This window comes from Candidatus Reidiella endopervernicosa (genome assembly GCF_013343005.1).
In the GTDB taxonomy this organism is placed as follows: domain Bacteria; phylum Pseudomonadota; class Gammaproteobacteria.
In genome coordinates, this window is the sequence record NZ_CP054491.1 from 2,250,071 (window position 1) to 2,270,599 (window position 20,529).

Here is a 20,529-nt window from a genome sequence, read left to right on the forward strand (position 1 = left end):
ATGACATGACAGATCATGAGAGTGTGTCATGTCATTTACCTGTTATCAACCACTATTTAGCAGAAACTGTCAGTACTATTTCAGCTTTTCAATACCCAGCGCCTTCAGTATGTACTTCTCAAACAGTGGTTCGCTGGAGCCCTTTTTCATCTTATTGATGAAGTACTTCTCAAACGCGACCTTGGCCAGGTGTACCCACTTACCCTTCTTCATCCACGAGACATTTCGTGGTGGGATTTGTGGCATCGCTACAAAGGCCACGCCGGTATCACCTAGATCTGCTAGGCAGATCGCGTGCCAAGTTGCATGTTTGGCTGGAGCCTCACCTGCAATATCGTGCTGAATGTTGTGTGCGGTGGCAGTGACCATCGACTCAATCATATAGCCGGTTTTTGGTGTTCCGGTCGCTACTGGTGTCACCTCTACTGGAGGTATTGCGATACAAACACCGACCGAATATATGTTGTTCCATTTGGGATTTCTTTGATAATCATCAACTTTGACAAATCCGCGTGGATTGACCAGATCTTCACCTACGGCGTTCACCGGATCGACACCCCTGAAGGCAGGAAGCATCATTGAGTAGTCAAAGGGCAGTTCGTGCTCCTTGATCACCTCGCCGGCACTATTGTGTTCGGCAACAAACATCTTGCCCTCTTCAACCTTGGTGACCTTGGCGTTGGTGATGAAGTTGATGTGATTCTGGCGCAGCTCCGACTCGAGCATACCCTTCGAATCACCGACACCACCCAGGCCGAGGTGTCCAATATAGGGCTCTGCAGTGACAAAGGTCATCGGTACCTTGTCGCGCAACTTACGTTTACGCAGGTCGGCATCCATGATGAAAGCGAACTCGTAGGCAGGTCCGAAGCATGAGGCACCCTGCACCGCGCCTACAACGATAGGCCCCGGTTTCTCAACAAACTTTTCCCAGTTTTTACACGCCTCTTCAGCATGATTGATGGTGCAGATCGATTCAGTGTGTCCGTCTGGACCGATGCCATCGACCTCATCGAAGGCGAGCTTGGGACCGGTCGCAATTACCAGGTAGTCGTAGCTGATCTCATCACCGCCATCGAGCACGATGGTGTTCTCATCTGGCTTGAGCTCGGTAACCGTGTTGGCGATTAGATTGATGCCCTTCTTACGTAGATAGGGCTCGAGGGGAAAGGTGACATCCTTGCGGCTACGCCAGCCAACAGCAACCCACGGATTGGATGGGACAAAACTGAAGGTGTCCGAAGCGTTGATAACAGTTACATCGTGTTTCTTACCCAGCAGATCCTTGATCTCGTAGGCAGCTGGAAGACCGCCGGTGCTCGCACCAATAATCACTACATGTGCCATTCAATACTCTCCTCTCCACGGTGGTATATTTTTTTATTTGCGTATGAGGTAAAGCATTTACTGTGCCAATAGATCTAGTGGGATGAGCTACCCCCTTTGAATTCGACTCGAACGAGCCTGATCAGCAGCAGTACCGAGGGAGTGGCGTGCAGGAAGAGATCGAAGATATCCATCGGTTTTTGCAATGTACCCTGAGTAAGCATGCGTAGTTTCTCCACCAGATGGGGTTCGGGAGAGAAGGGAGCGAGACCGAGCATGAGTGAGATCATCACCAACATCGGTAGCGGAAATTCATCGAGCCAATTCATAACGCATTAATCCTTACAATATCCAAGGGTAGTTACCCACAGTGAGGTGCATGCAGCCTACAGAGCGTTCATCATCACAGCAAGGTTCGATCAGATACCGATCTATGGGAGAATAAGCGCCATTTTTCACCCTTAAAGTCGCCGAGTGCATGAGTAATAAACTAACAACACCGCTTCTCAACACCTCTCTTCCCACGCAAAATGGAACCGTGCTGTGGGGGCAGCTCTATGGTGCTGGCCGAGCCCTGGCGATTGCCGAGGCGGCCCAACACCATCAAGGTCCTGTGGTGGTGGTGACCGGTGACATGCAGAGCGCAACCGCTCTGGAGAGTGAGCTGGAGTTCTTCACGCGCGGTAGCGATCTACCGATAATGAGTTTTCCCGACTGGGAGACACTGCCCTACGACCACTTCTCACCGCATCAGGATATCGTCTCACAGCGACTGATCACCCTCTATCGCCTGCCGCAACTACAACGCGGGATTCTGATTCTGCCGGTGCCGACACTGATGCAGCGGCTGGCGCCGCGCAGCTATCTTGAAGCGAACACCCTGATGCTGAAGGTCGGGGATCGGCTCGATCCGGAGCAGATGCGCCTGCGCCTTGAAGCGGGGGGGTATAACCACACGGCCCAGGTAATGGAGCATGGCGAGTACACCGTGCGCGGCTCGCTGTTTGATCTCTACCCGATGGGTAACTCGCTCCCCTTCCGAATCGATCTATTTGATGACGAAATCGAGTCGATTCGTACCTTTGATCCTGAGACACAGCGCTCGGTTGAGCAGGTGAGTGAGATTCGATTGCTACCTGCACGTGAGTTCCCCCTCACCGAGGATGCGATCAAACGCTTTCGTCAGGCCTTCCGATCGCGATTTGAGGGTGATGCGAAGAAGAGTCCTATTTATAACAGTGTCAGCGAGGCTCAGGCGCCCGGTGGCATCGAATATTATCTGCCACTCTTCTTTGAGCAGACCGCGACACTGAGTGACTACCTGCCCGATTCAACCGCCCTCTTCACCCTCAGCGATGTCGAAGCGGGTATTGAGGCTTTCTGGAATGAGGTTGAAGAGCGTTACGAGCAGCTTCGTCACGATCAGGAGCGTCCTCTACTCGCCCCGGATGCGCTCTTCCTTAATGCCGCACAGCTCGATTTGATAAGTGAGCGTTTCCCGCATGTGTCGCTGCAGAGCTTCGAACTGGAGCCGAGCATCAAGGGCGGGATTAACTTCCAGACGGCTCGTCCACCGTCGCTGACAATCAGGGTACGTGATGCGGAACCGACTCAGGCACTCGACCGTTTCCTGACTGATTTCAAAGGACGCATCCTGTTTGTTGCTGAGTCGGCAGGACGTCGTGAGGTGCTACTCGAGCAGCTGCGTGCGGCCAGCCACTACCCCAGCAGTTTTGAAAGCTGGCACGACTTCATCGCTGCCGACACCCGGCTTGCAATAACTGCGGCACCGATCGATGAGGGGCTACTGATTGAGTCTCCACAGCTGGCCATCGTCACCGAGGCTCAGCTCTATGGCGAGCGATTACAGCAGCGACGCCGCCGTCGTGCAGTTAGCCGTGATAATGAGGCAATCATCAGCAACCTCACCGACCTCAACGTCGGTGCACCGGTGGTGCATGAAGAGCACGGTGTGGGTCGTTTTATCGGTATGCAGACCCTCACCGTTGGCGATATGGAGAGCGAGTTTCTCACCCTCGAGTATTCCGGCGACGACAAGCTCTATGTGCCAGTCGCCTCACTGCACCTGATCAGTCGCTACTCCGGCACCTCACCCGAGAGCGCACCACTGCACAAACTCGGCAGTGAACAGTGGTCGCGCGCCAAGCGCAAGGCGGCCGAGCGGGTACGTGATGTCGCCGCCGAGCTGCTCGATGTCTATGCGCGCCGCGCTGCACTGCAGGGCAAGGCGATTCGAGTTAACTCCGAAGAGTATGCCGCCTTCTCTGCCTCCTTCCCCTTCGAGGAGACCCCCGATCAGCTGCAGGCGATCGATCAGGTACTGGAGGATATGTGCTCCGTGCAACCGATGGACCGGGTGGTCTGCGGCGATGTCGGCTTTGGTAAGACCGAGGTGGCGATGCGCGCCGCCTTCCTCGCCATGAATGACAACAAGCAGGTAGTGATGTTGGTACCGACCACTCTGCTCGCCCAGCAGCACTATCAGAACTTTATCGACCGCTTCGCCGACTGGCCGTTTCGTATCGAGGTGTTGTCACGTTTTAAGACGGCCAAGCAGCAGGATGAGGTGCTTGAGAAGCTGGCTGATGGGAAGGTCGATCTGGTGATCGGTACCCACAAGCTGCTGCAGAAGGGGATCGCCTATAACGATCTCGGTCTGGTAATCGTCGATGAGGAGCACCGTTTTGGTGTGCGGCAGAAAGAGCAGCTTAAGCAGCTGCGTACCGAGGTCGATATTCTCACCCTGACCGCCACACCCATTCCAAGAACCCTCAACATGTCGCTGGTCGGCCTGCGTGGTTTCTCGATTATCGCTACCCCGCCACAACAGCGGCTAGCAGTGAAAACCTTTGTCAGCGACTGGAACGGCCCGCTGATCCGCGAGGCGTGTCTGCGTGAACTCAAGCGTGGTGGACAGATCTACTTCCTGCACAACGAGGTGGAGAGCATCGAGAAGATGGCCGCCAAGCTGGGCGAGCTGGTGCCCGAGGCACGTATCCATGTAGCACATGGCCAGATGCGCGAGCGTGAACTGGAGCAGATCATGCTCGACTTCTACCATCGTCGCTGCAATCTCCTGCTCGCCACTACCATCATCGAGAGTGGCATCGACGTACCCAACGCCAACACTATTATCATCAACCGCGCCGACAAACTGGGGCTGGCTCAGCTGCATCAGCTGCGTGGCCGTGTCGGACGTTCACACCACCGCGCCTACGCCTACCTGATGGTGCCCTCGAAAAAGACGATTACACCCGATGCGGTAAAACGACTCGAGGCGATTGAATCACTCGAAGATCTCGGTGCCGGCTTCATGCTTGCTACCCACGATCTAGAAATCCGTGGTGCCGGTGAACTGCTGGGTGACGATCAGAGTGGACAGATCGCCGAAATCGGTTTCTCGCTCTATACCGAGCTGCTCGAACGCGCAGTGAAGGCACTCAAGGCGGGCAAACAGCCGGAACTCGACCAGCCACTTGATCACGGCCCTGAGGTCGATCTGCATATCCCAGCACTGATCCCCGACGACTATCTACACGATGTGCATACCCGCCTGGTGCTCTACAAGCGCATCGCCAGTGCAGAAAGCGGCGATGCTTTACGTGAGCTGCAGGTGGAGATGATCGATCGATTCGGTCTTCTACCCGATCCGGTCAAGAACCTGTTCAGAATTACCGGTCTGAAACTGCTGGCGCAACCACTCGGCATAGCCAAGATCGATGTAGGCCCCAGTGGTGGACGAGTTCAGTTCAATGAACAGCCCAATATCGATCCGATCAAGATCATCACCCTGGTGCAGTCAGAGCCACAGCGTTACAAACTCGATGGTCAGGATAAGCTGCGCTTCTTTGATGAGATGGAGGCCCCCGAACATCGACTGGAGAGTACCGAGACGCTGCTTAACGCGCTGCAACCCGAAGAGATTATGTGAGACTGGTTTCAGAGTCATCATCGACGTAATATCGGCCCATGAGCATATTTAGATCAACTGTAGGCGCCCTGTTCGCCGCCACACTCCTCTCTCTACTGAGCCTGCGTTGTGCCTTCGCTGAAGAGGAGGAGCCGCGCTGGTATCAGATTGAGGTGATCCTGTTCGAACAGACCTCAGCCGGTAGAGGTGTTGGTGAGGTATTCCCTATCAATCCCGGTATGCCTGATATTACACGGGCGCTACCGATGCTTGAGGCGGAGACGGTCGAGTTTGGTGAAGGTGGGCAGCTCCCCTATCAACAGGTCGCTGACGATTCTCTGCTGTTGATCAAAAAGAGGGATAGTCTGGGGCGTTCGCAGGGCTTTCGTCCTCTGTTACACACCGCCTGGACTCAGCCCGTGCTCGCAGCTAGCGAGGCGCAGCCCGTACGCTTAATCTCTCCCACGGAAGATCAAAACAACCGAATCGTTGGGACGTTACGTGTCACCCTCTCTCGCTACCTGCATGTCGAGAGTGATCTGCTCTATATCGTTGGTGGCAAGGAAGAGGGCGCGGTCGGTGAGTTTGGTGCAAAGCCGTTGGTGATGGAGAGTGCACCGATTGAAAGTGACTACTCGACGCTCGAGGCGAATGAATCGGACTACGCAGCTGAGGCGATTGTGCTCAGTGGTGAACGATTCCGCATGAAACAGAAGCGGCGTCTACGTAGTAAGGAGCTGCACTACTTCGACCACCCCCGTTTTGGAATGCTGATTCAGATCACTCCTGTAGAGGCTAAGGAAGAGACTGAGCTCTAGCAGTGTTCCCCGTTATTGCTCTAGCTGCTAGGTGGGATAGCAGTAAGGCGTCAGATGATGCAGTATGGCAGCGACCCGTTCCATACCTGAACTCAGATGACGATCGATCTCCTCCATGGTGATCGGTCCTTCGCTACGCCCTGCAGCCCAGTTAGCCACCACCGCACAGGTGGCATAACAGAGTTCAAACTCCCGGGCTATTGAGGCCTCAGGCATTCCGGTCATACCCACCAGGTGGCAGCCGTCCCTTTCCATCTTGTCGATCTCAGCAGCAGTCTCGAGTCGTGGTCCCTGGGTCGCTCCATAGGTGCCGTTATCGGTGAAGTCGATGCCTGATGATTGGCATGCCTCAATGATCAGGCCTCGCATTTCGTTGCAGTAGGGTTCGGTGAAGTCGATGTGTGTCACGTGAGTTAGATCGGATTCAAACAGCGTATGGTCGCGGCCATAGGTGTAGTCGATGATCTGATCGGGGATGACAATCTTACCGGGTGGCATATCTTCACGAATACCACCGACGGCAGCTACCGCGAGAATCTTCTCCACCCCTAACTCTTTCAGTGCCCAGAGATTTGCACGGTAGTTGACCATGTGCGGAGGAATAGTGTGACCGGTACCGTGACGAGCAAGAAACACCACCTCACGACCGCACATTTTGCCGTGTGTCAGAGGTCCTGAGGGTTCACCGTAGGGCGTGTGCATTACCTCACGTTGGGTGATCTCCAGGGTATTGATAGAGGTAAGCCCGGTGCCACCGATAATTGCCAGTTTTTCCATTTTGTTTCCTGATTATTCGAGAATGTACTAGCTTTTCAGCGCATAGATTCCAGGAACATTACGCAGATACTCTTTATAGTCCATGCCACAACCGAAGACGAAACGGTCGCCCACTTCCAGTCCTGTGTAGTCAATAGGTATGGGCGTTTTTCGATCATGTTTCTTATCTACCAGCACCGCGCTGAAGACTCGGCTAGCACCCTCCTCTCTACACTTCTTAATAATCGCCGCAAGTGTGATTCCCTCATCGTAGATATCGTCAAACACCAGCACCACTCGCTCTTTGAGTGAAATGGTCGGATGGGCTTTCCAGGTAAGCTCTCCACCACGTGTTTCACCGCAGTAGCGGGTGGCGTGCAGGTAGTCGTGTTGTAGGGGAAAGTTGAGGCGAGAAAGCAGATGTGACGCGGGGATCATAGCGCCGTTCATGACCACCAGAACCAGTGGGTTTTGATCGGCCAGATCATCGCTGATCTGTGCAGCCATTCTGTCGAGTGCAGCACCGACCTCGGCCTCAGTATAGAGACATTCGGCCTCATCAAGGGTTTGTTGGGCCTGTTCTGCTGTGATCGACATATCGCTGGTTTCTGCTGGTAGGAGTTATAGGCGAGAGATTATAGGGACGCATCTATAGGCTGGCTAGGTTTCCTATTAATAATTACCGTCACTCTGTTGCCATTTTTCGCTCAGGTAGTTTGTAGAGATGTGTTTTGCATCCCGCCCTGCAGTCGGTGGCTCCAAATCCCTCAACCGGAATGGTGACGCCTCGACGTCGAGCCATGGCGGCGGAGATCTCACACTCCTTACCAGCCTCAAACAGCTCCTGCTTGATCATATGACAATCGGGATGGCTCATCAGATAGTCGATGTGCCAGTGAAGCTTGCCGCTTTTTTTTGCTGCCAGACGCTGATGACGAGCCACCCGCTTACTCAAAGCGCGTTTAGCGCTACCGATATAGGCGTATTGGCCTGCCTTGAAGGCGAAGCTACCAAGGCGTCCGACGGTAATGGTCGCTGCTTGATCAAGTTGCAGAGTTAGACGATAGGCGCCGGAATCCTCTGCCACCACTAGCCCGCTTCGTTGATCGGACTGACTGGTAGTGTGCCCTCGAGTTTTACGCCATCGGGTATATGCATCGTCGAGGTCGGGAAGGCCATCTCCGCACCGTGACCCGCAATGATGTCACTTATTTTGAGCAGAATCTCATGTTTGATCTCGTGGAAGCGTACCCAGTTGGTGGTGTGGGTGAAGGTGTAGACAAAGAAGTCGACCGATGAGGCGGAGAATTCGTTGACCTGCACAATCATCGTCTGTGAACTGTCGATCTCCTGATGATCGAGCAACATCTGACGGACATCACTCGTGATCTCACTCATCTTTTCAATATCGTCGTAACGGATACCAAACGTCTCGTAGATTCGGCGATGACTCATACGCGAGGGATTCTCGACCACGATACTGGCGAAGATCGAGTTGGGGATATAGAGCGGACGTTTGTCGAAGGTTCGAATACGGGTCAGACGCCAGCCGATATTCTCCACCGTTCCCTCGATGTTGCGATCAGGTGATCGAACCCAGTCGCCGATCCGGAAAGGGCGATCGAGATAGATCATCAGGCCACCGAAGAAGTTAGCGAGCAGATCCTTGGCGGCAAAACCGATTGCGATGCCACCGATGCCACCAAAGGCGAGTACACCCGAGATACTGAAACCGAGGGTCTGAAGTGCTACCAGTATCGTGGTGATGATCACCGATGCACGCAACAGCTTGGCAATTGCATCGGCGGTAGTCGGGTCGAGACGCTCATCTTCCGGTTTGTTCCGACTCTGCGCGATCAGATTACCCTCGGCATTCTTGATAAAACGAATCATGAACCAGGCAATTGAGGCGATTACACCCACATCACGTGCGGGGCCAGCCATATCGAAGATCGCCAGATCTGAGACACCACGAGCGATATCGATGGCGAAGGTAATACCGATGACCCAGATAGCGACGGGAACCGGCCGGCGTGCCGCATCGATCAGTGCATCATCCCAAGGGGTCTTGGTGCGCTCGAGTTTTTTATGCAGGCGGTCGAGCATACGGCGCACCACCATGTTGGCCAGTAGTACGGCAAAGACCACCAGGAAGACCTGGATGATCCAAGACCATGCGCCCATCTCATAGAGGCTCTTGGCCACCCCTTCAAACCACTCAATAAAGGTCATTTTGCGCAGAAATCCTTGTAGATAATAATTTTAAATTACTTTAACTAAAACGAATAACTTATTGTTTAAATAGGAAGATCAATCTCAGGCGACTCATCGTAATCGGTAACGCTATGTACCGCCCTGACCCATTTGGGATTTTGGTGTAGCTCGGCACGCGTCACAGGATGCCTGCCGTGCATGCGCACCCTGCGCAGCTGTGAGACGGGATCATCGATAAACCCTTCTCCCAACCCGCTCAGAACCTCTTCCGCCGCCGCTCGATTATTGCAGACCAGCGCTACGTCGCAACCCGCCTGGAGTGCCGCCCGAGCGCGATCACTGTAACTACCCGCAGACTCAGCGGCTGCCATACTGAGATCGTCGCTGAAAATCACGCCACTGAACTCGAGACGTTTACGCAATACCTCTTGCAGCCAGAATGCAGAGAAACCGGCTGGCTGGCTATCGACCTGACTGTAGATCACATGGGCTGGCATGATTGCGGCCAGTCCGTAGTGAATCATGCGCTCAAAGGGGAGCACATCCTCGGCGAAGATATCCTCGTAACGTCGCTCATCAACCGGCATTGCGACGTGAGAGTCGGCCTCAATGCTGCCGTGACCGGGAAAGTGCTTGCCGGTAGCGGCCATGCCCGCCCGCTGCATACCCGCTAGATAGGCGTGGGCGAGTTGGGCAACTACCTCTGGATCTTTATGGAATGTTCGCCCCTTCATCACGGAGCTGATACCGCGCCCCAGATCGAGAACCGGGGCGAAGCTGAAGTCGATACCTACTGCACGTAGTTCACTGGCCATCAGCCACCCGCTGGTCTCAGCCAGAGTGAGCCCCTTCTTGTGGTTGATATCGTATATATCACCTAGTCGGCTTACGGAGGGTAGCCGGGTGAAACCCTCTCTGAAACGCTGTACGGGTCCACCCTCATGATCGACACCAATCAGGAGATGTGGTGTACGCAGTTCGTGTATCTCACTACATAGCGCCGCTATCTGCTCGGGCGATTCATAGTTACGGCTGAAGAGGATGACTCCACCGACCAGTGGATTGCAGAGCATTTGTCGCTCTTCGCTCTCCATTGTCGTTCCTTCAAGATCGACCATTAACGGCCCGAGTGTCATCGATAGAACCTCATCACAGGTGGTAAATTGTTGCTGTTGTTAGGCGTGTTATTACGTAATTTTTAACGATCACTATCCGCGTGCGTCGCCATTATATCTCGTAGCCTGTCACCAGCGAGATTGACGGCAAACACCACCATCATCAATGCCATGCCCGGAACGATCACCATATGTGGCGCAACCAGCATGTAGCGTACCCCTTCACGGATCATACTGCCCCAGGAGGCCTCAGGGGGTTGTACACCGAGACCCAGAAAGGAGAGACCCGCCTCAGCGATGATCGCCGAGGCGATACCGAAGGTCGCCTCGATCATCAGAGGGGTGAGAATCAGTGGCAACAGGTGTCGAGTGAGTATACGGGGTGTGGTTGTACCCAGAGCAATCGCCGCCTCGACATGTTCGCGATGTTTAAGGCTCAACACCTGCGCTCTGGCGAGTCGAGCATAACCGACCCAACCAACCGCTGCCAGAGCAATGATTACATTATCAATGCCGGGACCGAGCAAACCAGCGAGTGCGATCGCCTGCAGAATACCGGGGAAGGCGAGAAAGATATCGATAAGGCGCACGGTAACAAGATCCCAGGCGCCGCCAATGTAGCCACTGATTGTACCGAGAGCCGTACCGATGAGAGCCGAGACGACAACCGCCCAGAAGGCGACCATCAATGAGGTGCTGCTACCCGCGATCAGGCGATGCAGGAGATCACGACCCAGGTCGTCATAACCGAGCAGAGCGACTCCATCCGGTCCGTGCAGGATACGCTCAAGACCAATCTGATTGGGTTCAATCGGCAGCAGCGGCTGCAGCAGTGCAACTACGACCCAGAGCAACAGTAACCAGATAGGCCAACCAAGGCGCTTCACACCCCTCCTCCTCTGCGAATGCGTGGATCGGCCCAGGCGTAGAGCATTTCGGTGATGAGATTGATCAGCACATAGCTACAGCTGACCAGAATCACACAGACCTGCACCACCGGGTAGTCACGACGCTGTATCGACTCGATGATCAGCAGCCCGATGCCGGGCCAGGAGAAGATCGTCTCGGTAATGACCGCCCCGCCCAACAGTGCACCGAGTTGCAGCCCGAGTAGAGTAATCAGTGGTAGCAGCGCGTTACGCAGACCGTGGTAGTAGATCACCCGATACTCCGAGAGCCCCTTGGCGCGTGCGGTGCGAATAAAACCCTCGCCAAGAAGATCGAGCAGCGTGCTGCGTACCATTCGTGAGAGGATCGCGGCCAGCGCAGTACCGAGCGTCAATGCTGGCAGCACCAGAGAGGTCCAATCCTCACGCCCGCTAACCGGGAACCAGCCGAGTCCCAGTGAGAAGAGCAGGATCAACAGTGGTCCCATCCAGAAGTTGGGTATAGAGATACCCAACAGGGAGAAGCCCATCGCCAGACGTTCCCAAAGCGAACCTCGATGAACGGCAGCCACAACACCGAGAGGCAGAGCCATGGCGATAGCAATCAGCAGGGCTGCAGCAGTGAGCTCCAGGGTGGCCGGTAGCCGAGACCAGACCATCTCACCAATCGGTTGGCGCGTATGGATAGACTGACCAGGGTCGAGCGTAGCAACGCCTGTGAGAAAATCTAAATACTGTCGATGCAGGGGGCGATCGAGTCCGAGCTGACCACGCAACGCCTCTCTATCGGCCGCCTGGGCACTCTCCCCCAACATCATCTCTACCGGATCACCCGGAACCAGATGCAGCAGCAGGAATGTGAGCGTGACCACACCCAGGATCACCAGCAGCGAAGCACCAAGTCGGCTCAGCAGCAGATTAATCACGCTCCAGCTGCTCCACGATCACTACTTCCGTACCCACTTCTATTTGATCGAACAGTTCAATCAGATCGTGATTGCGCATACGCACACAACCGTGTGAGAGCGGCTCTCCCATCGGTTCACTCTCAGGGGTGCCATGGATATAGATATAGCGCTGCATTGTATCGACGCTGCCAAACCGATTGAGTCCTGGCTCAAGCCCGCTAAGCCAGAGAATGCGGGTGAGAATCCAGTCGCGCCCAGGGTGTTCAGCGGCCAGTACCGAGGAGTAGATCTCCCCCGTGGCACGACGCGCGACAAAGACCGAGTTAAGCGGTGCTTGAGCACCGATCATGGCACGGATCTGATGTCGGCCAAGCGGTGTGCACTCGCTCCCCTGTTGCTGCCCTGCTCCATTTTTTGCCGTAGAGATAGGGAACTCGCCCACCACCTGATCACCGCGACGCAGCAACAGACGTTGCGAAGCAATATCGACCACAATGTTGACCGCCTGTTTCGTCACACTATCTCTCCAACACCACTTCAGTCAGTCCATCATAGTTGCCATCGGCAGCGAGCCGATACCCTTTTATGAATCGTCGGCTTGCCACCGTCTGATGTTCATACCAGAGCGGAATATAGGGTAGCTGTTCGAGTAGATATTGCTGTAGTGAGCGGTAGTGCTGTGCCTGCCCTTGCAACGTCTCACTCGTCTCGGCGGACTCGATGAGATGGTCAGCTGTGTGGTCGATAAAACGGCCGCGATTGGCACCACTCGGCGGCAGTGATTCACTGTGGAAGGCGTAACGAAAGATATCGGGGGTACGAATACCGACCCAGGCAAGTGAGTAGAGCTGGAAACGTCCCGCCTTAATATCGCCAAACAGTGTGCTCCAGTCGTAGCTGCGGATCTCCAGATCGATACCGACCGCCTGTAACTGATGCTGTAAAACGGTGGCCAGGCGTAGACGCAGTGGGTCACTTGAACTCTTGTAGACCAGCTTCAAGCGATTGTTCTCACCATAACCCGCCTCAGTTAACAGCGCGCGTGCGGCCGCCGGGTCGTAGCGATAGGGAGAGTTGCCCCGATATCCGCTCCAGTGTTGAGTTGGCAACATCGCATTGGCCGTGACCGCACCATCGTTAAACAGGGTGCGAATGATCGTCTGCCGATCGATGGCATGGGCGATGGCACGACGGACCTTGAGCTTTGCAGTCGCTTTATCACTGAGGTTTAGACCGAGGTAGCTGAAGTTGATGCCATTTCGCTGTGTGACTGCAATCTCGGGTTGCTGTTTCAGATAACCGATCAACTCTGGGGGTAGATCGTTCTGCACCATATCGATCTCACCATGCATCAACTTCAACAGACGTACCGTCGGATCAGCAACCCGCAGGAACCGGAACAGCTGGTGATCGCGGCGGCGCATCAGGGCGAGGTTACCCTCCTCTGGCCAGTCCGCGAATTTAAAAGGACCGCTACCCTGTGGAGAGTGGCTGAAGTCATGATCTTGTTTGATCAGTTCGGCGGGTAGGATGCCGAGCGTGAGATAGGCGGGAAAGAGTGGGTCGGCGATTTTTATATGAAAGTCGATCGTCTCGGCATCGATGAGCCGAAGCTGTACGATTCGCTCAAGGGTGGTTCTATGTGGAGAGGCGGTCGCCGGATTAAGCACATTTGCATAGGTTGTCAGCACATCATCTGCAGTGGGTCGTCGTCCATTGATGAAGGGGGCGCGATCTACTTTGAGGTAAAAACGGTAGTGGTTCGGTGTTAGCCGTTCCCAGCGGGCCATCGCTGGGACTGGGCGTGCAGCCTCATCGAACTCAACCAGAGGTTGGTAGAGCAGTCGATTGATACGCTCTGAGGTGGCATCAGTGGCAAAACGGGGATCGAGATTGAGTGGAGCACTCGAGATACCAAAACGCACTTCAAGCTGCGTCTCACGCTCGCTACAGCCGCTAAGCAGTACCAAGAGCAGTAGGAGTGCAGAGCGAACGACGACTCCACGGAAGTAGGACAAGGAGATCACCAATCCTTATAGGGGTGATTAACCAGGCAGCTGTTGTAGTAGCGAGTATCGCTGGAGACCTCATCACCCAGCCACACCGGACGCTCAAAGGCCTCATCGGTCGAAGCCAATTCGATCTCGGCAACCACCAGCCCCTCGTTCTCGCCGCTAAAGCGGTCGATCTCCCAGGTGTGTCCACCCCGTTTAACGATATGACGCACCTTTTCGATAATGGGACCCTTGCAGAGATTGTCGAGCATCTCCTGTCCCTCCTCGACCGGTATCGCGTACTCATACTCATGCCGTTCGATGCCAAGCGTGGCACTTTTAATGTTGAGCTTGGCGCTCTCGCCTGAGATTCTGATGCGAACTGAGACCTCTTCAGTATTGGCCAGATAGCCCTGTCGGTAAGGAATCTCTCGAACCACTTCACCCAGCCAGCTCTCATCTCTGAGCAGAAACTTTCTTTCGATCTCTTTGGCCATCTTTTATCCATCACTCGCTGCGCAAAGCGACATGGTATGACAGCCATAGGCTGTTGTGTATGCTTACTGAAAAAAATCTGCCCTCTGCCGATAAGAGGGGTATACCCAATAAGGAATCGAGCATGAAAGCCGTAGTGATGGAGAGCACGGGTGCACCTGATGTGCTGCAGCTGAGTGAGATTGACGCCCCCCAGATTGAACAGAAACGAGAGATAAAGGTCCGTCTCAAGGCGGCTGGCGTCAATCCGATTGACACCAAACTTCGCCGTGCTGGCACCTATCACCCTGAACTCACCCCTACCATCCTCGGCTGTGATGGCGCGGGTATTGTGGAGTCGGTGGGTGCGGCTGTAGAGCGCTTTGCAGTGGGAGATGAGGTCTACTTCTGTAACGGCGGTATTGGCGGACCGTGTGGGAACTACGCTGAGTACGCCGTGGTCGATGAGCGCTATGTGGCGCACAAGCCTGCCGCTCTCACCTTTGTCGAGGCGGCCGCCGCGCCGTTGGTTCTGATCACCGCCTGGGAGGCACTACACGATCGGGTCGGTATCAAGGCGGGGGATAAGGTGCTGATTCACGCCGGTGCCGGGGGTGTGGGACATGTAGCGATTCAGCTGGCGAAGATTGCGGGGGCCGAGGTGTTAACCACGGTCAGCGATCAGGAGAAAGCGGCATTCTGCAGTGAACTCGGGGCCGATCAGGTGACTCTATACAGTGAGACCGATTTCGCCAAGGTGGCACTGAGCTGGAGTCGGGGGCGCGGGGTCGATTGCATCTTCGATACTGTAGGCGGGCAGACCTTCAGCGACTCATTCGCGGCGCTGCGTTACGGCGGCGATCTGGTAACGCTGCTGCAACCGGCGCCTGACCTGGACTGGAAGATTGCGAGAATGCGCAACCTGCGTATCTCGCTGGAGTTAATGTTGACGCCGCTCTACTACAACATGATCGAGGCGCGCCAACATCAGGGCAATATCCTGAGCCAGTGCGCGGCACTTTTCGATCAGGGCAAGCTGGGCATCAAGGTTGCCGATGTATTACCGCTAGCGCGTGCCGCCGAGGCGCATCAGCGCATAGAGCAGGGTTCGACTAGCGGTAAGCTGGTGTTAGCGATTGATAGTGAGTGAATGAGATGGATAGTAAAAAACGACAGATGATGGGAGGGACACGTGCGGCAAGCATTACGACACTGCTGCTCACTTTCTCCATGTTGTTTCTATCCCCAGCGCTATATTCAGCACCCAAACTCTTCGAGCCAATATCTCTGCCTGCCCCGATAGTCATCGATCCTAAGGCAAAGGCTGCGGCTGATGCCGAGAGAAAAAAACGTGGGGGTAGTGATACATCACCCATTGTTGAATATAAACGCGAACTCCCTCTGGAGCAGATTACGCTTCCTTCCGGCTTTGAGATTGAGATCTACAGCGATCAGGTTCCAAACGCTCGGACCCTTACGGTTGGAGACCAGGGAACGCTGTTTGTTGGCACACGCACCCTGGGTAAAGTCTACGCCCTGCCCGACAAGGATGGCGACGGTAAGGTTGATAAGGTGATCGAGGTCGGTGGACGTCACTTCATGCCCAACGGCGTCACCTTTCATAAGGGAGCGCTCTATGTTGCCGAAAATCGGCGCATTCTTCGCTATAACAAGATCGAAGAGAATCTTGAAAAACAGCTCAAGCCCGAAACGGTCTATAGCCGTCTGCCTACCGAACGCTACCAGGGATGGCGCTATATACGCTTTGGCCCCGATGGGCAGCTCTATATCTCAATTGGCGCCCCCTGCAACATCTGCAGCCGCAGTGGGTTCGGCCAGATTGTTCGGCTTGATCTGGAGAAGAAACGCATCAAACCCTTCGTTACCGGGGTGAGAAATAGTGGTGGTTTCGACTGGCACCCGGAGACCGGTGGGTTCTGGTTTACCGATACGGCAAGGAATTGGGTAGAGGGCGAGCAACCTCAGGACGAACTCAACTACGCACCACTTGCGGGCCTCCATTTCGGCTTCCCCTACTGTTTTGGCAAGGGGATGCGTGATCCTGAATATGGTGTGAATCACCACTGCGGCAACTATCGCTCACCGGTGGTTGAACTCGGGGCTCATGTCTCGCCTCTGGGTATGCTTTTTTATACCGGCAAGGGTTTTCCGAGCGCCTATCAAGAGCGACTCTATCTGGTCGAGAATGGCTCCTGGGATCAGCAGCAAAAGCGTGGTTTCAAGATCTGGATGGCAACGGTTAAGGATGGTCGCAAACGCAACGAGGAGATATTCGCCTCCGGCTGGGCAGGCAAAAAGGGAGAGATGCCGTGGGGACGCCTGGTTGACGTCGCCGTGGCAAAGGATGGTGCATTGCTGGTCTCTGACGATCTGTCGGGTGTGATCTATCGGATCAGCTACAACGGCAAATAGAGCGGAAGGTTTGGACGCCTGTCGTGCTAATCCCGAGTAAAGAGCGCAATCGATTCGACGTGGCCGGTGTGGGGGAACATATCCATCACCCCTGCAGAGACGAGTCGAAAGCCGTGTGTGTGGACCAGCTCTCCCGCATCACGTGCCAGCGTTGCCGGATTACACGAGACATAGACGATGCGCTTTGTGCCGAGCTTGGCCAGTGTCGGTAGCACCTCCAGAGCACCGGCACGAGCCGGGTCGAGCAGAATCTTGTCAAAGCCCCCCTGTAACCACGGCGGGTCAATATGCTCATCGGCAAGGTCGGCCACGTGGAACTCTGCGTTCTCGATGCCGTTTCGTTCTGCATTAGCCTTTGCACGCTCGACCAGGGTGGCATCACCTTCAACCCCGACGACGGCGGCTGCTCGACGTGTGATCGGTAAGGTGAAGTTACCCAATCCACAGAAGAGATCGAGCACTCGCTCCCCCGGTTCCAACTCCAACATCTCAATGGCCCGATCGATCATCTGGTGGTTTATCTCATGGTTGACCTGGGTAAAGTCACCCGGCTCAAAGGTGATCTCAACGTCGTAGGCGTCGAGTCGGTAGCTAAGGCTGGGAGCCTCGGGCCAGAGAGGTGTAACGGTATCGGGACCGCCCGGCTGCAGGTAGGCCTGCAGTTGCTGCGCCTGAGCGTAGTCGAGTAGTTTTTTATGGTCACCTTCACTGAGAGGGTCGAGATTGCGAAATACCAGTGCTGTATCGCTGTCACTGACCGCCACTTCGATCTGGGCGATACGGTTGTGGGTATCCATCCCCTCAATCAAGGTGGCCAGCTCGCGAAGACGCAGGCCTACTGAGGGGTGTAGTACCTCGCACTGTTCAAGTTCAGCCAGATAGGGGCTTCCCTTCTCACGGAAACCAACCAGTACCTTCCCCTTTTTGACCACATCCTTGACGCCGAGACGAGCCTTGCGCCGATAGCCCCAAACAGGCCCCGTGATGGGCGGTAAAATGGTCTCGGCGGCCACCTTACCCAGGTGTTCAAAGTTATCAAGCAGCACCTGCTGCTTGGCACTGATCTGGGCATCGCTATCCATGTGCTGCAGTGTGCAGCCACCGCAGATGGCGGCATGCAGACACTTTGGCTCAACCCGGTCTGGAGAGGCCTCAAGCACCTCGACCGTATTACCCTCATCGAATCGGCGATTGAGCCGACTATATTTGAACATGACCCGCTCATCAGGCAGTGCTCCCCCAATAAAAAGTGCTTTCCCATCAAGATGGGCGACACCTTTACCATCGTGTGACATCGACTCAATTGTGGCCTCGACAGGCTCTTGGGGGATCTTTCTGCGGCGTCTTCTCGACATGACTCTACGACTCAATTTTGTTGTGAGGATCAGGGAGGCGCAATTCTACAGCCTGATTTGGATCAAGCACAGAGGTGATAAAATGGGAATTGATCACACTTTCATGATCTATCATCAGGTGTGGTCTCTTATGTATCCGTCAGATATGGCATAATGCGAAGCTGAATTAAGGATTACAGAAGTTAATTGGGCTATTTACAGGGATTTCATAACCCACTGAAATGGTAGAAAAAGACGAAATGCTGGCACAGGTGCAAATGAGCGACACACTGCGTACCCTCTGTGACATCCCCCATCTTCCTCCGCTGCCAGTTATTGCTCAGCAGATACTTGAGCAGGCCACCGATAAAGACGTCGATATCCGTCGACTGTCGAAAACCATTGAGCAAGACCCCGGCGTCATGGCTCGTATTATCGGTCTCTCCAACGCGGCCTATTTCGGACAGCCAAAACCTATTTATACCGTTCAGGATGCAATCGTCAGGGTTCTCGGTCTGAAGACGGTGAGTAGTCTCGCTATCGGCATTCTGCTCAGCTCCCCCTTTGATGTCAGCAAGTGTGGTGGTTTTGACCTGCAACGCTACTGGCATGTGGCACTGCTTAGCGCGGCTGTCGGACGCTCGCTTGCTCCCCTGCTTAAAGATGAGTCGATAGAACCCGACAGCTCATATCTTTGTGGTCTGCTACACAACATCGGCATGCTGGTGCTGACAAGCTGTTTCCCATCTGAGATGGGTAGTGCAATAAGGGCTGACCATGAAGATGAGTCATCCCACCTAATAGAGATTGAAGAGCGCGAGCTTGGAATTGACCACCACTGCGCAGGTGCTGTTATTGCCAGGAAGTGGCATCTGCCACTCGATGTCAGCGTCGTGATCGAGAATCATCATGACAAAGATTATCAAGGCGAGCTGGCGCGGAAAGTCAAAATGATCGGTCTGGCATCGCGTATCGCCAACACGATGATCGCTGGCGATGAGTTACAGGTCGAGACTGATGAGCTTGGCTCTCTCGGCATTGATAGTGCCGCATTTGAACAGGTGATTGAACGAATCACCGAACAGAATGAAGATATCGCCAGCATGTCGCGAATTCTCGCGATCGAGTGAGGTCTCGTCCAGATGATTGAACACATAAAAGAGTCGTATCAGGAGATTAATCAGAACTATACGCGTCTGCTTGATGCGCTCTCAGCACTACGTGCGCTCTCAGATATCGACATAGAGACCACTCGCGAAGCAGCGCTCCTCCAGAAGAGCCTCGATATTCTGATGGAGTATCAGGATATGCAGCACTGCACCATCTTTCTCACCTGTAACGAAGGCCTGCTTTACGCTGCCGGTACCGATCTGTGCAATCTAAGAGGTGGTGAGCAACAACTCAAAAACCCTTTTGCCACACTTCGTGGAAAAGTATTAAGCACCGGACATGGGATGTTGAGCCAGGTTGCCGACACTCGCCAGCCGCAACGGAGTGAGCACTGCTCACCGAGCCAGATTTTCGATCTCAATGAAACATCATTAACAACCCAGGCCGGTGGTTTCACACTCTCCGTACCGATCGTCTCGGGTAGTGATCTACTGGGAGTGCTGATCGCCTACTATCCAAAGCCACAGACCGCAGAGGATAGTGAGCAGATGTTGCTGCTCTTCTCAAACTTCCTGGGACAGATCCTCGCCAACCTGCGTCGTACCCGTTTCATGGAAGCGGAGATCGATAGAAGAACGCATCAACTAGAACTTGCACTGATAGAGGCGCAGAACCTGAAGCGGCGCTTTGAAGAACTGAGCAGCGTTGATGAGTTGACTGGCCTCTACAATCGACGCCATTTCTTCCCCGCCGCCAAGGCGGCCATGGCGCACGCCATTCGTCGTAACGAGTCCTTTTCGGTGTTGGCCATCGACCTGGATCTGTTTAAATCGATCAATGACCGTTTTGGTCACGCTGCCGGTGATACGGTGCTTGAGGTTGCTGCTTCTATATTCAAAGAGATCATTCGTGAAAGTGACCTGCTGGCACGTTTCGGTGGTGAGGAGTTTATTATCGCACTCCCCGATACCGGTCTGGCGGGCGCCAAGCAGATGGCCTCGAGAATCCTTGGTTCATTAGGCGGTAGAAAAGTCGATGTCGATAGTCAGCAGATCAAAGTATCGGCTACCATTGGAATCTCTGTTCGTGATGAATCAGAGACACGCAACGAGCAGACTCTGGAGCAGATGATCAAAGAGTCGGATCAGGCGCTCTACTTTGGTAAGGAGCATGGCAGGAACCAGGCCAATGCCTTCGCAGAAATTAACTGTGCCCTCTAGAGCCTGTGT

Annotated in this window: 19 protein-coding genes; 6 read left to right on the forward strand and 13 right to left on the reverse strand. The window is 54.5% G+C overall.

The genetic code is table 11. From position 1 onward, the window contains the following. Positions 1-75: 75 nt before the first annotated feature. Together HUE57_RS12470 and HUE57_RS12475 are read right to left on the reverse strand one after the other, a co-directional pair. Positions 76-1,347: an NAD(P)/FAD-dependent oxidoreductase gene (locus HUE57_RS12470; protein WP_078482329.1), complete on the reverse strand. Its 1,272-nt coding sequence runs from the start codon at positions 1,345-1,347 to the stop codon at positions 76-78. 74 nt (positions 1,348-1,421) lie between these two features. Next, positions 1,422-1,655 (reverse strand): RND transporter, encoded by a 234-nt coding sequence (locus HUE57_RS12475; protein WP_078482328.1) that lies wholly within the window; start codon positions 1,653-1,655, stop codon positions 1,422-1,424. 149 nt (positions 1,656-1,804) lie between these two features. Here HUE57_RS12475 and mfd point away from each other — a divergent pair, with 149 nt between their 5' ends. Then, the gene (gene mfd, locus HUE57_RS12480) at positions 1,805-5,278 is read left to right on the forward strand and encodes a transcription-repair coupling factor (RefSeq protein ID WP_078482327.1); all 3,474 of its coding nucleotides are present in this window, start codon (positions 1,805-1,807) and stop codon (positions 5,276-5,278) included. 38 nt (positions 5,279-5,316) lie between these two features. Next, positions 5,317-6,075 (forward strand): CsiV family protein, encoded by a 759-nt coding sequence (locus tag HUE57_RS12485; RefSeq protein WP_078482326.1) that lies wholly within the window; start codon positions 5,317-5,319, stop codon positions 6,073-6,075. 27 nt (positions 6,076-6,102) lie between these two features. On the opposite strand, the gene HUE57_RS12490 is transcribed toward HUE57_RS12485, so the two are convergent. The 10 genes from HUE57_RS12490 to HUE57_RS12535 form a co-directional block, all read right to left on the reverse strand. Further along, entirely contained in the window at positions 6,103-6,852 is a 750-nt protein-coding gene (locus HUE57_RS12490) for an S-methyl-5'-thioinosine phosphorylase (RefSeq protein ID WP_078482325.1), read from the reverse strand. 27 nt (positions 6,853-6,879) lie between these two features. After that, on the reverse strand, positions 6,880-7,428 hold the full coding sequence (locus tag HUE57_RS12495; protein WP_078482324.1) for a hypoxanthine-guanine phosphoribosyltransferase: 549 nt from the start codon (positions 7,426-7,428) through the stop codon (positions 6,880-6,882). A gap of 88 nt (positions 7,429-7,516) precedes the next feature. Then, positions 7,517-7,918, reverse strand: coding sequence for a GIY-YIG nuclease family protein (locus tag HUE57_RS12500; protein WP_236725602.1), 402 nt, complete (start codon positions 7,916-7,918; stop codon positions 7,517-7,519). Between the two features lie 2 nt (positions 7,919-7,920). Continuing rightward, positions 7,921-9,015, reverse strand: a complete 1,095-nt coding sequence (locus tag HUE57_RS12505; RefSeq protein WP_172840065.1) for a mechanosensitive ion channel family protein — start codon at positions 9,013-9,015, stop codon at positions 7,921-7,923. Positions 9,016-9,128: 113 nt separating this feature from the next. After that, entirely contained in the window at positions 9,129-10,181 is a 1,053-nt protein-coding gene (gene nagZ / locus HUE57_RS12510; protein WP_078482321.1) for a beta-N-acetylhexosaminidase, read from the reverse strand. Between the two features lie 62 nt (positions 10,182-10,243). Then, positions 10,244-11,047, reverse strand: a complete 804-nt coding sequence (locus tag HUE57_RS12515) for an ABC transporter permease (protein WP_078482320.1) — start codon at positions 11,045-11,047, stop codon at positions 10,244-10,246. Continuing rightward, positions 11,044-11,973: a nickel ABC transporter permease gene (nikB, locus tag HUE57_RS12520; RefSeq protein ID WP_078482319.1), complete on the reverse strand. Its 930-nt coding sequence runs from the start codon at positions 11,971-11,973 to the stop codon at positions 11,044-11,046. Before nikB ends, HUE57_RS12515 begins: the two co-directional genes overlap by 4 nt. Next, a complete protein-coding gene (locus tag HUE57_RS12525; protein ID WP_078482318.1) occupies positions 11,966-12,472 on the reverse strand; it encodes a L,D-transpeptidase in 507 nt (168 codons plus the stop codon). The genes nikB and HUE57_RS12525 overlap by 8 nt, the downstream gene beginning before the upstream one ends. Before the next feature lies 1 nt (position 12,473). Next, the gene (locus HUE57_RS12530) at positions 12,474-13,973 is read right to left on the reverse strand and encodes an ABC transporter substrate-binding protein (RefSeq protein ID WP_078482353.1); all 1,500 of its coding nucleotides are present in this window, start codon (positions 13,971-13,973) and stop codon (positions 12,474-12,476) included. Between the two features lie 5 nt (positions 13,974-13,978). Continuing rightward, positions 13,979-14,446 carry a CYTH domain-containing protein gene (locus HUE57_RS12535; RefSeq protein WP_078482317.1) on the reverse strand — a complete coding sequence of 156 codons (468 nt, stop codon included), beginning with the start codon at positions 14,444-14,446 and terminating at the stop codon, positions 13,979-13,981. A gap of 122 nt (positions 14,447-14,568) precedes the next feature. Between HUE57_RS12535 and HUE57_RS12540 the strand changes: the two genes are divergently transcribed. Further along, a complete protein-coding gene (locus tag HUE57_RS12540) occupies positions 14,569-15,573 on the forward strand; it encodes a zinc-dependent alcohol dehydrogenase family protein (RefSeq protein ID WP_078482352.1) in 1,005 nt (334 codons plus the stop codon). Between the two features lie 5 nt (positions 15,574-15,578). Beyond that, the gene (locus tag HUE57_RS12545; RefSeq protein ID WP_236725601.1) at positions 15,579-16,856 is read left to right on the forward strand and encodes a PQQ-dependent sugar dehydrogenase; all 1,278 of its coding nucleotides are present in this window, start codon (positions 15,579-15,581) and stop codon (positions 16,854-16,856) included. A 26-nt stretch (positions 16,857-16,882) separates the two neighbouring features. Here the strand turns inward: HUE57_RS12545 and rlmD are convergent, their stop codons facing one another. Continuing rightward, entirely contained in the window at positions 16,883-18,211 is a 1,329-nt protein-coding gene (rlmD, locus tag HUE57_RS12550) for a 23S rRNA (uracil(1939)-C(5))-methyltransferase RlmD (RefSeq protein ID WP_078482316.1), read from the reverse strand. 257 nt (positions 18,212-18,468) lie between these two features. Here rlmD and HUE57_RS12555 point away from each other — a divergent pair, with 257 nt between their 5' ends. Both HUE57_RS12555 and HUE57_RS12560 read left to right on the forward strand, forming a co-directional pair. Further along, positions 18,469-19,320 (forward strand): HDOD domain-containing protein, encoded by an 852-nt coding sequence (locus HUE57_RS12555; RefSeq protein WP_172840061.1) that lies wholly within the window; start codon positions 18,469-18,471, stop codon positions 19,318-19,320. Positions 19,321-19,332: 12 nt separating this feature from the next. Next, complete coding sequence (locus HUE57_RS12560; RefSeq protein ID WP_078482314.1) at positions 19,333-20,520, forward strand: sensor domain-containing diguanylate cyclase; 1,188 nt, start codon at positions 19,333-19,335, stop codon at positions 20,518-20,520. Positions 20,521-20,529 lie beyond the last annotated feature (9 nt).